Origin of the sequence: Streptomyces canus 299MFChir4.1, from assembly GCF_000383615.1 — a bacterium.
Taxonomy (GTDB): Bacteria; Actinomycetota; Actinomycetes; order Streptomycetales; family Streptomycetaceae; genus Streptomyces; species Streptomyces canus_C.
This window is the reverse complement of the sequence record NZ_KB911594.1, coordinates 210,492-224,915: the sequence shown is the minus strand read 5'-3', so window position 1 is coordinate 224,915 and position 14,424 is coordinate 210,492. Positions and strand designations below refer to the sequence as shown.

Below are 14,424 nucleotides of genomic sequence, written 5' to 3'. Positions count from 1 at the left end.
CCCCCTCCACCGACTTCGCCGCCCACACCGCCCGCACGATCGCCCGAGTCACCACATCCGCCCCCGCCGCGAGCACGGAGTTGAGCGCGAGCGGATCCCCGGCGTCGAGCGCCCGCGCCCCCGTGGCCAGAGCGAACACCGTGTCGCCGTCGTGCAGCAGATGCACCGGCCGCACGGCACGCGCGATGCCGTCGTGCGCGGTCCCCGCGACCTTCTGGGCCTGGGCCTTCGACAGCTCCGCATCGGTGGCCACCACCGCGAGCGTGGTGTTCAGCGGAGGCGCAGAGTTCCTCGCCGCGGTCTCGGCGAGCCGCCTGCACGCGGCCCCATGCACCCGCTCCTCCGGATACCGCACCCGCCCCTGGAACAACTCCCCGTACAGAACCCCCGTCTCCGGATCAGTCACCGCCCCCGCCGCGTTGGCCACCACCAGCGCCGCCACGGTGATCCCCGAAGGCAGCACGGCACTCGCCGTCCCCACACCACCCTTCATCGCCCCGACCACGGCCCCTGTCCCGGCCCCCACACACCCTTCCGGCACCGCCGAACCCACCGCACTCGCCGCGGCGGCCTCGACGGCGGCCCGCCCCGTCGCCGCGTCCGGCCGGGCCCGGAAGTCGCCGCCCCGACCGAGATCGAAGACACAGGCGGCGGGCACGACCGGTACGACATGCGAGGGATCCGGCCCGACCCGCACGCCCCGCCCCCGCTCCTCCAGCCAGTCCATCACCCCGGAGGCCGCGTCCAGCCCGTACGCGCTACCCCCGGTCAGCACGATCGCCTCGACCTTCTGCACCAGGTTGCGCGGGTCGAGCGCGTCGGTCTCCTTGGTGCCGGGACCTCCGCCGCGCACGTCCACCGCGGCGACGGCCCCGCCCTCCGGGGCGAGCACGACGGTGGTGCCGGTGAGCCAACCGCCGCCGGTGCGCGTCGCATGCCCCACGCGCACACCGGCCACATCCGTCAGAGCGTCAACTGTCATGGGACCAGTTTCGTCCAGGCACCACCTGGACCCACCGAAGTCACACGGTCACACGGTCACACGGCATGCGATGACGCGATCGATCACCCCGCCCGAACCGACCCCCCACGCTCCCGATCCGACCCCCCACGCTCTCGCGCCACCGTCCGCGACGTCAGAGTCGTCCCCGTCACCACGGCCAGCGCCGCCACGATGCCCGCCGCGAGCACCGCCCAGTCGCCCAGGAAGGTGCAGCAGATCACCAGCAACGCCGTGACCGGCAGCACCAGTTGCTGGGCGATGCCCACCTTGAAGTACCGCGAGTGCAGGAGCCAGACCGTGAGCAGGTAGAGCGAGGTCGGCAGGGTCACCGCGGCCGACGCGGCCAGGGTCGAGATGTGCGCCTTGCCGACGGCCTGCTCCACGGCCACCTCCAGACCCGCCCCGATCGCGGCGGCCGGGGCGAACACCAGGTAGTGGCCGTAACCCCACAGGAACGCCTGCTTGTTGGAGCGCAGATGACCGTGGATGGGGACCACGAAGTAGATCCACCAGGCGGCGAAGATGATGAGCAGTCCGCCCGCGGCGATCGGCAGCAGCTCGCCCAGCGCGTCGTGCTCGTCGATGCCGGTCTTCACTGCGACCGTCGCGGCGGCGATGGTCTCGCCGAGCACGATGATCGTGAACAGCCCGTACCGCTCCGCGATGTGGTGCGGATGCCACGAGGTCGGATGGTCCCTCTCGGCGAAGGGCGGCACGCACATCTCCAGCACCGCCATCACCAGGAAGACCCAGGCCCGCCCGCCCTCCGGCAAGAGCAGCAGCCCCAGCCAGCCGACCTGGCACAGCAGCACGCCGAACACGTACCGCAGGGCCATCGTCCGCTCCGCGCCCTCCGTCGAGCGCGCCACCCGCAGCCACTGCGCGATCAGCGCCAGCCGCATGATCACATAGCCCAGCCACACGGCCAGGAACTCGTGGTCCTCGAACGCCCGGGACACCCCGGCCGCCAGCACCAGGACACCGGCGATCTGGATCAGGGTGACGACCCGGTAGAGCGCGTCGTCGTTGTCGTACGCCGAGGCGAACCACGTGAAGTTCATCCACGCCCACCAGATGGCGAAGAAGAGCATCGCGTAGTTGAGGATCCCCTCGCCGGCGTGCCCCTCGGTGATCGCGTGCACCAGGCCCACGCCCGCCTGGGCGATGGCCACGACGAAGCACAGGTCGAAGAAGAGCTCCAGCGGCGAGGCGACCCTGTGGGCCTCGTCCCTGCCACGGGCTGTGAGTCTGCGCAGTGGACTGCGCGTCGGACTGGACGTCATGGGGCCAAGCACAGCAGAAACCGATCGGAAACGCTTGCGGACCGGTCACCGGCGACGGCGGACCGGGAAGCCGGGCCGGGACCGGGATGGGTGGCCGCTCCCACGGTGCGCGCCCGGCAGAGCCGTACCCTGGGTGCATGAGTAGCGCCCCCCGCCCCGAGCCCCGCGAGCCGAAGCCCGCGCTGGTCTTCGACGATCCGCTGGACCAGCAGTCCGCGGACGACACCGACCGTGGCTGGGGCGACCGGCCGCGCACCGACAGCGACAGCGCGGCCGACCTGAAGCGCTTCCTCGACGAGAAGCCGCCCCACCACCTCTGAGCCGCCGCTACGGTTCGCGGTGCCCCGAGCCCCGCTGCGCGACCAGGGCGTCGCGGATCTCCTTGAGGACCTCCAGCTCGGTCACCTCGATGATCTCGTGCGTGCCCTCCTTCGCCTTCCGGCGGGCCTCCATCCGCGCCAGGTACTTCGACATCGGCAGGACCATCAGGAAGTAGACGACGGCCGCGGTGATCACGAAGGTGAGCGTGGCGCCGAGAACGGAGCCCCACCTGATCGGGATGCCGCTCACCACGGTGCCGTCCGCCGTGACCTTGCAGGGGTCCCGGAGGCACGAGCTGTAGCTGTCGAGGTTCTTGGTGCCGATGGCCCCGACCAGCGGGTTGATGATCCCCTTCACCACCGAGTTGACGATGTTGGTGAAGGCGGCGCCGATGACCACCGCGACTGCCAGATCGACGACGTTCCCGCGCATCAGGAAGGCCTTGAAGCCCTCCCAGACGCTCGGCTTCTTCTCGCTCACCCAGAGGCCTCTTCTCGCACGCGCAGGTTGTGGAACAAACAGCTCCGCAACCTACGTCAACGCGAGGTGACCCTGTCCAATGGGGTAGCTCGAAAGGGCGACTTGACGCAAACCTCCACCACACAGAGGCCGCACCGCTCAACACAACGTCACCGCCAGCCGGGCCGTCGCGCTCGCGCCCGCGAGGCGTGCCGCCGTCGACCGCGGCACCGAGAGAACGACCAGGGCCCCGCCCTCTGCCGCCCCGCCCTCGGTCGCCCCGTCCAGGGGCTCCGGCACCTTCGTCACCCGCGCCCCGCGCGCGACCACCCGGGCGTCCCCGCCCAGTGCCGACTCCTCGGCCGCGATGACGTCGACCCGGTCCCCGGGCCGCAGCAGCCGGACCGTCGCGGCGTCGGCGATCCGTACCGGCGCCGACACCGTCCGCACGGCCCGGTGCTCGCGCACGGACGCCGTGGCCGGATGCCCCCGTGCTCCGTCCTCGCCCCCCGGGCCCGCCGCCACCAGCGCGGCCGCGGTGACGGCGAGCCCGAGGGCCACGGCACGCCTCCGGTGCCGTACGAACCGTCGCAGCTGACGCCCGCCGCGCACCCGCACCGGGGCGAAGTGCGGGACCTCGCAGGTCGGGGGAGCGTCGGTGCCGGGCGGGCACGGAACGAGGGGAGAGGGGGACGGAGCGAAGGACATGAGGACCACCACCGGCGACGAGACATCGGCTTGCGCTGCCAACGATGAGGCTTCGCGCCGCATCCCGCCGAGGCCGGTGGACTACCGCCCGGTTGTGGAAAACTCCCTCACCGGAACGAGAACTTCCGTCGACGAGAGCCGGCGTCGAGAACCCGTCAAGAACCCGCCGAGAATCCGTCGATAACTTCCGTCCCTGTTACGGCAGTTCGAACCCCGGATCCATCCCGCCCAGCGCGTTCACGCACAGACAGTCCCGCTCCTCGTCCGAAGGCAGCGCCGCCACCGCGTCGAACAGGACACCCCGCAGCCGGTCCACGTTCGCCGCGAACACTCGCAGTACCTCGTCGTGCGAGACGCCCTCACCGGTCTCGGCACCCGCGTCGAGGTCCGTGACCAGGGTCAACGACGTGTAGCAGAGCTCCAGTTCACGGGCGAGGGCCGCCTCGGGGTGGCCGGTCATGCCCACCACCGACCAGCCCTGCGCCTGGTGCCACACCGACTCGGCGCGGGTCGAGAAGCGCGGCCCCTCGATCACGACCAGCGTGCCGCCGTCCACCGCCTCCCAGTCCCGCCCGCGGGCCGCCTTCAGCGCGGCCGCCCGCCCGACGGGGCAGTAGGGGTCGGCCAGGGACACGTGCACGACGTTCGGCACGGCGCCGTCCGGCAGCGGCAGCCCGTCGAAGTACGTCCCCGACCGGGACTTCGTGCGGTCGACCAGCTGGTCCGGCACGAGCAGCGTGCCCGGGCCGTACTCGGCGCGCAGGCCGCCCACGGCACACGGCCCGAGGACCTGCCGTGCCCCCACCGACCGGAGCGCCCACAGATTGGCCCGGTAGTTGATCCGGTGGGGCGGCAGATGGTGGCCGCGTCCGTGCCGGGGCAGGAACGCGACCCGCCGGCCGGCGACCTCGCCGAGGAAGAGGGAGTCGCTGGGCGGGCCGTAGGGGGTGTCCACCTGGACCTCGGTCACGTCCTCCAGGAACGAGTAGAAGCCCGAACCGCCGATTACGCCGATCTCTGCGTTCGCCATGACCAGCACAGTATCCGGCCCCGAAAACTCGCGGCGACCGGCTCCGGAAACACCGAGAACCCCGCCGTCCTAACGACGACAGGGTTCCGGAAGTGAGACCTACGCGGCGGAGCTGCTGCTGGACGAGGACGAGGTGCCCGAGCTCGACGACTTCGTGTCCGAGGAGGACGACTTCGACTCGGACGACGAGGTGGACGTCGACGGCTTCGAGGACGACGACGCCGGCGAGCTGCTCGACGAGGAGCCGCGGCTGTCGTTGCGGTAGAAGCCGGAGCCCTTGAAGACGATGCCGACCGCGGAGAACACCTTCTTGAGGCGACCCTGGCAGTTGGGGCACTCGGTCAGAGCGTCGTCGGTGAACTTCTGCACCGCCTCGAGGCCCTCGCCGCACTCGGTGCACTGGTACTGATAGGTGGGCACTGTCTTCCTCCTGGCACTCTCACTCAATGAGTGCTAACGATGGTCCATAGTGACGTATTCCTGAGAATCAGTCCACTGCCACCGGCACTCGGTGACCGACGCCACGCGCGACGGTCCGGCCGCGAGGCCGCGTCGCGAGGCGGGAACGCAGCGCCACGAGGGTCGCCAGGGCGAGCAGGGTGCCGCCCATCGGCACCAGGAACCCGGCGCCGCCCCAGAAGCGGTCCTCCAGTTGCCCGGCGATCGTGACGGCGGCCGCCTGGCCGAGCGCCACCGCTCCGGTCAGCCAGGTGAAGGCCTCGGTGCGGGCGCCGGCCGGGACCAGGTTCTCGACCAGGGTGTAGCCGGTGATCAGGGTGGGCGCGATGCATATGCCGACCAGCAGGCCGAGGCCGGCCAGGACGAGCACCGAGTGCGCGGCCCACAAGCCGGAGGCCGTCAGCGCGAGGGCGCCGTAGCCGACGACCAGGCGTCGCTGGGGGGCCGCCTTCCAGGCGATGGCCCCGCAGACCAGGCCGGAGAGCATGTTGCCCGCGGCGAAGACGCCGTACAGGACACCGTTCAGGCCGGGCTCGCCGATCGACTCGCTGAACGCGGCCAGGGAGACCTGCATGCCGCCGAAGACGGAACCGATGCCCAGGAAGATCACGATCAGGATGCGCACTGCTGGGACGCGCAGCGCCGAGGTGTGCTCCACGCGTGCGTGCCCGCAGGCCGCGGCGACCGTCGGCTGGGTGCTCTTCTGCGCGGCGAACAGCAAACCGCCCAGCAGCGTCAGCGACGCCTCCGTCAGCAGTCCCGCGGCGGGGTGGACGGCGGTGCACAGGGCGGTGGCCAGCAGCGGGCCGAAGACGAAGGTCAGCTCGTCCGTGACGGACTCGAAGGCGGCCGCCGTCGTCATCAGGGGGGAGTCCTGGAGCTTGACGCCCCAGCGGGCGCGCACCATGGGCCCGATCTGCGGCACCGAGGCGCCGGTGGGCACGGCCGCGACGAACAGCGCCCACAGGGGCGCGTGGGTGAGGGCGAGGGCCGTCAGGGACAGGCCCGCCAGGGTGTGCGCGAGGACCCCGGGGATCAGCACGGCGCGCTGCCCGAAGCGGTCCGCGAGACGGCCGCTGTAGGGCGCGAACACCGCCATGGAGACACCGGTGACGGCCGCGACGGAGCCCGCCGCGCCGTACGAGCCGGTGGTGTGCTGCACGAGCAGCACGAGGGAGAGGGTGAGCATCGCGAACGGCTGGCGTGCCGCGAAGCCGGGGAGCAGGAACGTCCAGGCGCCGCGGGTGCGCAGCAGCTGTCCGTATCCCGGGCGGGAGGAGGTGACCGTGGATGCCACGGCCCGTGCCTTTCTGCCGCCTGGTAGCGCGCCTGTGCGGGGGCGCCGAGAGCTGTCCTCTTGCGCGGACTGCGGTAGATGCCGAAGACCACTCTCAGGGATGTCTCGGCCGCCATACGGTCGCGCCAGCTCTGCGTCAGGCAGAGTTGGTTCGATCAGGGGTCAGCGCCCATCGTACAGGGGGCGCGTAACACACCCTTAACGTGCGCCGTCGGCGCCGCCCGTGCCCAGCCAGTCGGCCAGCTTGCCGCCGTGGCCCACCGCGCGCAGCCGCCGCTCGGCGGCGTCACGGACCGGGTCGGTGGTGACGACGAGCAGTTCGTCCCCGCGCCGCAGCACGGTCGTGGGCAGCGGAACGAACGATTTTCCATCGCGGACGACGAGGGTGACCGCGGCCCCGGCCGGCAGCCGCAGCTCGTTGACCTCGACGCCGTGCATCCGGGACCCCTCAGGGATCGCGACGGACAGCAGGTGCCCGCGCAGCCGCTCCAGGGGCGCCGACTCGATGCCGAGGTCGGCGGCGTCGGAGTCGCCGCCCAGGCGCAGCTTGCGCGCCAGCCAGGGCAGCGTCGGACCCTGGACGAGGGTGTAGACGACGACCAGGACGAAGACGATGTTGAAGACGCGGCGACTGCCCTCGATGCCGCTCACCATGGGGATCGTCGCCAGGATGATGGGCACGGCGCCCCGCAGTCCGGCCCAGGACATGAGCGCCTGCTCCTGCCACGGCACCCGGAACGGCGTCAGGCACAGGAAGACGCTCAGCGGCCGCGCCACCATGGTCAGCACCAGCCCTATGACGAGCCCGGGCAGGACGTCGTCGCCCAGCTCGTGCGGGGTGACCAGCAGGCCGAGCAGGACGAACATGCCGATCTGGGCGATCCAGCCGAGCCCGTCGGCGAAACCGCGGGTGGCGGGCCAGTGCGGCAGTTTGGCGTTGCCCATCACCATGGAGGCCAGATAGACGGCGAGGAACCCACTGCCGTGCGCCAGCGCGCCCGCCGCGTACGCCGTGACGGCGATCGCCATGACCGCGATCGGATAGAGGCCGGAGGCGGGCAGGGCGACGTGCCTGAGGCCCCAGGAGCCCAGCCAGCCCACCGCGATGCCCAGGGCGGCGCCGATGGCCAGTTCAAGGGTTATCTCGGCGATCAGCGTGTACCAGTGCTCGACCGGGCCGGTCTGGGAGAAGGCGACCACCAGGATGACCACCGGGGCGTCGTTGAAGCCCGACTCGGCCTCCAGCGTGCCCGTCACGCGCGCGGGCAGGGGGATCTTGCGCAGCACCGAGAAGACCGCCGCCGCGTCCGTCGAGGAGACGACCGCGCCGATGATGAGCGCCTGGCGCCATTCCAGCCCGATCAGGTAGTGCGCGGCCGTCGCCGTGACCCCGACGCTCACCGCGACCCCGACCAGCGCCAGCGCGGTGGCGGCCGGCAGGGCCGGCTTGATCTCCTTCCACTTCGTGCCGAGCCCGCCCTCGGCCAGGATCACGACCAGGGCCGCGTACCCGATGACCTGGGTCAGCTCGGCGTTGTCGAAGTGGATGTCGCCGATGCCGTCCTGGCCCATGGCGATGCCGATCCCCAGGTACACGAGCAGGCTGGGGAGCCCGCTGCGCGAGGAGATCCGGACCGCGGCCACGGCGACGAGCAGGACGAGCGAGCAGACGAGCAGGAGCTGGTTGAGATGGTGGACAGTCAGCGGCCGTTCCCTTCCCTGGCTCACCCGCATCACGCGCGCGTGAGTCACGTACATAGGACACGAAGCGGTGAGGCTCCACATCCAAGTACTTCGTTACCTTACCTAACTCTTGACGATTTCTTGACGCTCCGCGAGGCGAGATCGAACGCTCGTCCGCGTTCGTTCCCTACTCCGCGTCAAGTCCGCCTGAGCCCTGCGCCTATGGTTGCTCCAGCGCGCAGAGCCTGCGTCACAGGCTCCCCGTCAAAAGCACAGCCCGCCCTGCCGCTCGCGTTAGGACAGCAAGGACAGCGATGCCCCCCACCACCACCGCCTCATCGGGTCAGCAGCCCGGCAAGTCCGGCAGGAAGAAGGGGCGCAGAGCCCGCCTGATCGTTCTCGTGCTCGTACTGGCCCTCGTCGGCGCTGTCGCCTACGGCGGGTACTGGTCGGTGAGCACCGTCCGCGCCTCCTTCCCGCAGACCAAGGGCTCGATCGAACTCGAGGGCCTGTCGGGCCCCGTGGACGTCAAGCGCGACAATTACGGCATCCCGCAGATCTACGCCTCCTCCGACGCGGACCTGTTCATGGCCCAGGGCTACGTCCAGGCGCAGGACCGGTTCTACGAGATGGACGTACGCCGGCACATGACCTCCGGGCGCCTGTCGGAGATGTTCGGCAAGGGCCAGGTCGACGACGACGAGTTCCTGCGCACGCTGGGCTGGGACCGGGTGGCGAAGAAGGAGTACGACACCAAGCTGTCGGCCTCCACCAAGAAGTATCTCCAGGCCTACGCCAAGGGAGTCAACGCCTACCTGCAGGGCAAGAGCGGCGAGGCGATCTCCCTGGAGTACGCGGCGCTCGGCTTCAAGAACGACTACAAGCCCGAGAAGTGGACCCCGGTCGACTCGGTGGCGTGGCTGAAGGCGATGGCCTGGGACCTGCGCGGCAACATGCAGGACGAGATCGACCGCGCCCTGATGACCAGCCGCCTCGGCCCGAAGCAGATCGCCGACCTGTACCCGGAGTACCCGTACAGCCGCAACCAGGCGATCGTGCAGGAGGGCCAGTACAACGAACTGACCCAGACCTTCGAGCAGAACGGCAGCTCGCAGGAGAACGGCCTGTCCGGCACCGGCACCTCCTCCGGCGGCACCGGCACCTCCACGAGCGGCACCGGAACGTCCACGAGCGGCACCGCGACGGGCACGTCGGCCTCGACCGCCTCGGCCCTGCAGAGCCAGCTCTCGGGCCTCTACAACGTCCTGGACGACGTTCCCACCGCCGTCGGCGTCAACGGCCAGGGCATCGGCTCCAACTCCTGGGTCGTCGCGGGCTCGCACACCATCACCGGCAAGCCCCTGCTCGCCAACGACCCGCACCTCTCCGCCGCGCTGCCGTCCGTCTGGTACCAGATGGGCCTGCACTGCCGGACCGTCTCCAGCAAGTGCCAGTACGACGTCTCCGGCTACACCTTCGCGGGCATGCCCGGCGTGGTCATCGGCCACAACGCGAAGATCGCCTGGGGCATGACGAACTCCGGGGTCGACGTCACCGACCTCTACCTGGAGAAGCTCTCCGGCGACGGCTACCTCTACGACGGCACGACCAAGCCCTTCACCACGCGCGAGGAGACCATCAAGGTCGCCGGCGGCACGTCCAAGAAGATCGTCGTCCGTGAGACGAACAACGGCCCGCTGCTCTCCGACCGCTACAACGAACTGGTGAAGGTCGGCAAGAAGGCCACCGTCGACAACGCGGCCCCCGACCGCGGCGACGGCTACGGCGTCGCCCTGCGCTGGACCGCGCTCGACCCCGGCACCTCCATGGACGCAGTGTTCGCGATGGACAAGGCGTCGGACTGGAGCGAGTTCCGCGAGGCGGCGGCCCTGTTCGACGTGCCCTCGCAGAATCTCGTGTACGCCGACTCCGAGAACATCGGCTATACGCTGCCCGGCCGCATCCCGATCCGCGCCAAGGGCGACACCGGCGCCATCCCGGCCCCGGGCTGGGACCCCAAGTACGCCTGGACCGGCAAGTACATCGAGCAGGACGAGCTGCCCTACGAGTACAACCCGGAGCGCGGCTACATCGTCACCGCCAACCAGGCCGTGGTCGACAAGGACAAGTACCCCTACACGCTCACCACGGACTGGGGCTACGGCACCCGCAGCCAGCGCATCACCGACCTGATCGAGCAGAAGATCAAGGGCGGCGGAAAGATCTCCACCGACGACATGCGCCAGATGCAGCTCGACAACAGCAGCGAGATCGCCAAGCTGCTGGTGCCCAAGCTGCTGAAGATCGACGTCGAGGACAAGGACGTCCGTCAGGCGCAGGAGCTCCTGGAGGGCTGGGACTACACCCAGGACGCCGACTCGGCCGCGGCCGCCTACTTCAACGCCGTGTGGCGCAACATCCTCAAGCTCGCCTTCGGCAACAAGCTGCCCAAGGAGCTGCGGGTCAAGGGCCAGTGCCTGTGGGTGAACCCGGTCAACACCATCGGGCCGGCGGACGAGGCGGACAAGGTCCGCGAGTGCGGTCAGCGCGACGCCGACCAGGCGCAGCCCGACGGCGGCGACCGCTGGTTCGAGGTCGTGCGCAAGCTCATGGACGACGAGAACAGCGACTGGTGGAAGACCCCCAAGGGCGTCGGTGACCGCCCCGCGGCCACCAACCGCGACGAGCTCTTCAAGCGCGCCATGATCGACGCCCGCTGGGAGCTGACCGCCAAGCTCGGCAAGGACATCGACACCTGGAGCTGGGGCCGGCTGCACCGCCTGTTCCTGAAGAACCAGACGCTGGGCATCGAGGGCCCCGGCTTCCTCCAGTACATGCTCAACCGCGGCCCCTGGAAGCTCAGCGGCGGCGAGGCGACGGTCAACGCGACCGGCTGGAACGCCGCAGGCGGCTACGGCGTCGTCTGGGTCCCGTCGATGCGCATGGTGGTCAACCTCGGCGACCTCGACAAGTCGAAGTGGATCAACCTCACCGGCGCCTCCGGGCACGCCTACAGCGCGCACTACACCGACCAGACCGGCAAGTGGGTCAAGGGCGAGCTGCTGGACTGGTCCTTCTCGGACGACGCCGTCGACAAGAGCACGACCGACAGCCTGGTGCTGAAGCCGTAAGGCCGGTGAAGGGCCCCTCCACGCGCGCGTGGAGGGGCCCTTCACCATTCCGGGTCCTGGAAGCGGCGCACGCCCGCCGGCGTCACCACCGCGTGCACCGGGCGGTCGTGGGTCTCCTCCGGGACATGCGCGACGACCTCGGAGTCGTACAGGAGCACCACCAGCGCCGGTCGTGCGCCCGCGCGCTCCAGGCGCGCGAGCACTCGGTCGTACGACCCCCCGCCGCGCCCCAGGCGCATCCCGCGCCCGTCCACCGCGAGGCCGGGCAGCAGCACCACGTCGGCACCGGTCACGGCGTCCGGGCCCAGACGCTCGCCGGAGGGCTCGAAGAGGGACATCTTTCCGCCGTGTTGGACGCGCGCGAGAGAGCCCTCGCCGGTGTAGGCGCCCCAGTCCAGGTCGTTGTCCGGCAGCAGCGCCGGGAGCAGGACCCGCACGCCCCGCTCGCGCAGCGCGTCCAGGAGCGCGAGCGTGCCGGGCTCGCTCCCCACGGAGACGTACGCCGCCACCGTGCGCGCACGCGCCAGCTCGGGCAGCCCAAGGGCCCGGCCGGCCAGCGCGGAAGCGGCTTCCCGCACGTCATCGGCCGTCAACCTGTTCCTCACCGCCAGGTACGCTCGACGCAACGTTCGCTTGTCAGGCTCGGCGGGACGTCCGACATGACTCAAAGTCTGCACCCGTACCCTTTCAATACGCTCATATAAGAGCTTATTAACCGGAGCCCCAGATTCCACGCAAAGGCACCGGATAGGGTGCGGACATGACTCAGTCGCACCCTCGGATCAGCAAGGCTGTCATTCCGGCAGCAGGGCTCGGCACCCGCTTCCTGCCGGCCACCAAGGCCACTCCCAAGGAGATGCTGCCGGTGGTCGACAAGCCGGCGATCCAGTACGTGGTCGAGGAGGCCGTCTCGGCGGGCCTCGACGACGTCCTCATGATCACGGGACGCAACAAGCGCCCCCTGGAGGACCACTTCGACCGCAACTACGAGCTCGAGTCCGCCCTCCAGAAGAAGGGCGATGCGAGTCGGCTCGCCAAGGTCCAGGAGTCCAGCGACCTCGCCACCATGCACTACGTGCGCCAGGGCGACCCCCGCGGCCTCGGCCACGCGGTCCTGTGCGCGGCCCCCCACGTGGGCCACGAGCCCTTCGCCGTCCTCCTCGGTGACGACCTGATCGACGCCCGCGATCCCCTGCTCAAGCGGATGATCGAGGTCCAGGAGCAGCACGGCGGCAGCGTCATCGCGCTCATGGAGGTCGCGCCCGAGCAGATCCACCTCTACGGCTGTGCCGTCGTCGAGGAGACCGAGGACGGCGACGTCGTCAGGGTCAGCGGCCTCGTCGAGAAGCCGGACGCCGCCGACGCCCCGTCGAACTACGCGGTCATCGGCCGCTACGTCCTCGACCCGCGCATCTTCGACGTACTCCGCAAGACCGAGCCGGGCCGGGGCAACGAGATCCAGCTCACCGACGCCCTCCAGCAGCTCGCACAGGACGAGAAGGTCGGCGGCCCCGTGCACGGCGTCGTCTTCAAGGGCCGCCGCTATGACACCGGCGACCGCGGCGACTATCTGCGTGCCATTGTCAGACTCGCATGCGAACGTGAAGACCTGGGCCCGGACTTCCGGACCTGGCTTCGCAGTTACGTAGCCGAGGAGATGTAGGCACTTGAGCAGCGCCGCGCCCCGCCCCGCCGACCAGGACCACCTCTGGTCGGTGGACGGACACCTGGAGGACATCCTCGCGACCGTCCGGCCCCTCGAACCCATCGAGCTGCAACTGCTCGACGCCCAGGGCTGCGTCCTGGTCGAGGACGTCACGGTCCCGGTGTCCCTGCCCCCGTTCGACAACAGCTCCATGGACGGGTACGCGGTACGGGTCGCGGACGTGGCGGGCGCGAGCGAGGAGTTCCCGGCCGTCCTCGACGTCGTCGGGGACGTGGCGGCAGGCCAGGCCGAGCTGCTGCACGTCGGCCCCGGGCAGGCCGCCCGCATCATGACCGGCGCCCCGCTGCCGCCCGGCGCCGAGACCGTCGTCCCCGTCGAATGGACCGACGGAGGCCTCGGCGAGGGCCCGGTCAGCGGAATGCGCGCCCGCAGTCTCGCCCCCGAGGGCGCCGAGGGCCACGTTCACGTGTACCGGCCCGCCGAGGCACGCGCGCACGTGCGCGCCCAGGGCAGCGACGTCCGGGCCGGCGACCGCGCCCTGGACGCCGGCACCGTCCTCGGCCCTCCGCAGATCGCCCTGCTCGCCGCCATCGGCCGCGGCACCATCCGCGTACGTCCGCGCCCGCGCGTGGTCGTCATGTCCACCGGCAGCGAACTCGTCCAGCCCGATGAGAGCCTCGGCACCGGCCAGATCTACGACTCCAACAGCTTCGCCCTCACCGCGGCCGCCCGGGACGCCGGCGCCATCGCCTACCGGGTGGGCGCCGTCGCCGACGACGCCGAGACCCTGCGCTCCACCATCGAGGACCAGCTCGTCCGCGCCGACCTCGTGGTCACCACGGGCGGGGTCAGCGTCGGGGCGTACGACGTCGTCAAGGAGGCCCTGTCCTCCGTCGGTGACGAGGACGAGCCCGGCAGCGGCGTCGACTTCCGCAAGCTCGCCATGCAGCCCGGCAAGCCCCAGGGCTTCGGCACCATCGGCCCCGACCACACCCCGCTGCTCGCCCTGCCCGGCAACCCGGTGTCGTCGTACGTCTCCTTCGAACTGTTCGTCCGCCCCGCGATCCGCACCCTCATGGGCCTCGACGACGTCCACCGGCCGCGGACCAGGGCCACCCTGACCGCGAAGAAGGCGCTGACCTCGCCCAAGGGCCGCCGGCAGTTCCTGCGCGGTACGTACACCGACGGCTCGGTCAGCCCGGTCGGCGGCGCCGGCTCCCACCTGGTGGCCGCCCTCGCGCAGGCGGACGCGCTGATCGTCGTACCGGAGGACGTGGAGTCCGTCGAGCCCGGTACCGAGGTCGAAGTGGTCCTGCTCGGCTGAGCACCCCTGGTTGGCGGTACCGTGTCGCGCACAACAGGCCGGACCGGGAGCGCCGCACAA

General features: G+C 70.6%; 13 protein-coding genes. 4 read left to right on the top strand and 9 right to left on the bottom strand.

The window, feature by feature from the left end; genetic code table 11:
* On the bottom strand, nucleotides 1-982 hold a 982-nt coding region (locus H293_RS0126845; protein WP_033415704.1), incomplete at its 3' end, for a P1 family peptidase.
* An 83-nt stretch (nucleotides 983-1,065) separates the two neighbouring features.
* Nucleotides 1,066-2,286: a low temperature requirement protein A gene (locus H293_RS0126840; RefSeq protein WP_020120932.1), complete on the bottom strand. Its 1,221-nt coding sequence runs from the start codon at nucleotides 2,284-2,286 to the stop codon at nucleotides 1,066-1,068.
* Nucleotides 2,287-2,423: 137 nt separating this feature from the next.
* Between H293_RS0126840 and H293_RS0126835 the strand changes: the two genes are divergently transcribed.
* A complete protein-coding gene (locus tag H293_RS0126835) occupies nucleotides 2,424-2,606 on the top strand; it encodes a hypothetical protein (RefSeq protein WP_020120931.1) in 183 nt (60 codons plus the stop codon).
* 7 nt (nucleotides 2,607-2,613) lie between these two features.
* Here H293_RS0126835 and mscL read toward each other — a convergent pair whose 3' ends face one another.
* The 6 genes from mscL to H293_RS0126805 all read right to left on the bottom strand — a co-directional run bounded on the left by mscL (nucleotide 2,614) and on the right by H293_RS0126805 (nucleotide 8,294).
* On the bottom strand, nucleotides 2,614-3,087 hold the full coding sequence (gene mscL, locus H293_RS0126830) for a large conductance mechanosensitive channel protein MscL (protein ID WP_020120930.1): 474 nt from the start codon (nucleotides 3,085-3,087) through the stop codon (nucleotides 2,614-2,616).
* 138 nt (nucleotides 3,088-3,225) lie between these two features.
* On the bottom strand, nucleotides 3,226-3,774 hold the full coding sequence (locus H293_RS0126825; RefSeq protein ID WP_028808231.1) for an RcpC/CpaB family pilus assembly protein: 549 nt from the start codon (nucleotides 3,772-3,774) through the stop codon (nucleotides 3,226-3,228).
* Nucleotides 3,775-3,970: 196 nt separating this feature from the next.
* A complete protein-coding gene (locus tag H293_RS0126820) occupies nucleotides 3,971-4,804 on the bottom strand; it encodes an S-methyl-5'-thioadenosine phosphorylase (protein WP_028808230.1) in 834 nt (277 codons plus the stop codon).
* A 99-nt stretch (nucleotides 4,805-4,903) separates the two neighbouring features.
* Nucleotides 4,904-5,224: an FmdB family zinc ribbon protein gene (locus H293_RS0126815; protein ID WP_020120927.1), complete on the bottom strand. Its 321-nt coding sequence runs from the start codon at nucleotides 5,222-5,224 to the stop codon at nucleotides 4,904-4,906.
* A gap of 67 nt (nucleotides 5,225-5,291) precedes the next feature.
* A complete protein-coding gene (locus H293_RS0126810) occupies nucleotides 5,292-6,560 on the bottom strand; it encodes an MFS transporter (RefSeq protein ID WP_020120926.1) in 1,269 nt (422 codons plus the stop codon).
* A 198-nt stretch (nucleotides 6,561-6,758) separates the two neighbouring features.
* Nucleotides 6,759-8,294, bottom strand: a complete 1,536-nt coding sequence (locus tag H293_RS0126805; RefSeq protein WP_028808229.1) for a potassium/proton antiporter — start codon at nucleotides 8,292-8,294, stop codon at nucleotides 6,759-6,761.
* 263 nt (nucleotides 8,295-8,557) lie between these two features.
* On the opposite strand from H293_RS0126805, the gene H293_RS0126800 reads away from it, so the two are divergent.
* A complete protein-coding gene (locus H293_RS0126800) occupies nucleotides 8,558-11,374 on the top strand; it encodes a penicillin acylase family protein (protein ID WP_020120924.1) in 2,817 nt (938 codons plus the stop codon).
* Between the two features lie 41 nt (nucleotides 11,375-11,415).
* Here H293_RS0126800 and H293_RS0126795 read toward each other — a convergent pair whose 3' ends face one another.
* Complete coding sequence (locus tag H293_RS0126795; RefSeq protein ID WP_028808228.1) at nucleotides 11,416-12,042, bottom strand: 5-formyltetrahydrofolate cyclo-ligase; 627 nt, start codon at nucleotides 12,040-12,042, stop codon at nucleotides 11,416-11,418.
* A 92-nt stretch (nucleotides 12,043-12,134) separates the two neighbouring features.
* On the opposite strand from H293_RS0126795, the gene galU reads away from it, so the two are divergent.
* Both galU and glp read left to right on the top strand, forming a co-directional pair.
* Nucleotides 12,135-13,037: a UTP--glucose-1-phosphate uridylyltransferase GalU gene (gene galU, locus H293_RS0126790; RefSeq protein WP_020120922.1), complete on the top strand. Its 903-nt coding sequence runs from the start codon at nucleotides 12,135-12,137 to the stop codon at nucleotides 13,035-13,037.
* A 4-nt stretch (nucleotides 13,038-13,041) separates the two neighbouring features.
* Nucleotides 13,042-14,364: a molybdotransferase-like divisome protein Glp gene (glp, locus tag H293_RS0126785; RefSeq protein ID WP_020120921.1), complete on the top strand. Its 1,323-nt coding sequence runs from the start codon at nucleotides 13,042-13,044 to the stop codon at nucleotides 14,362-14,364.
* Nucleotides 14,365-14,424: the final 60 nt, after the last annotated feature.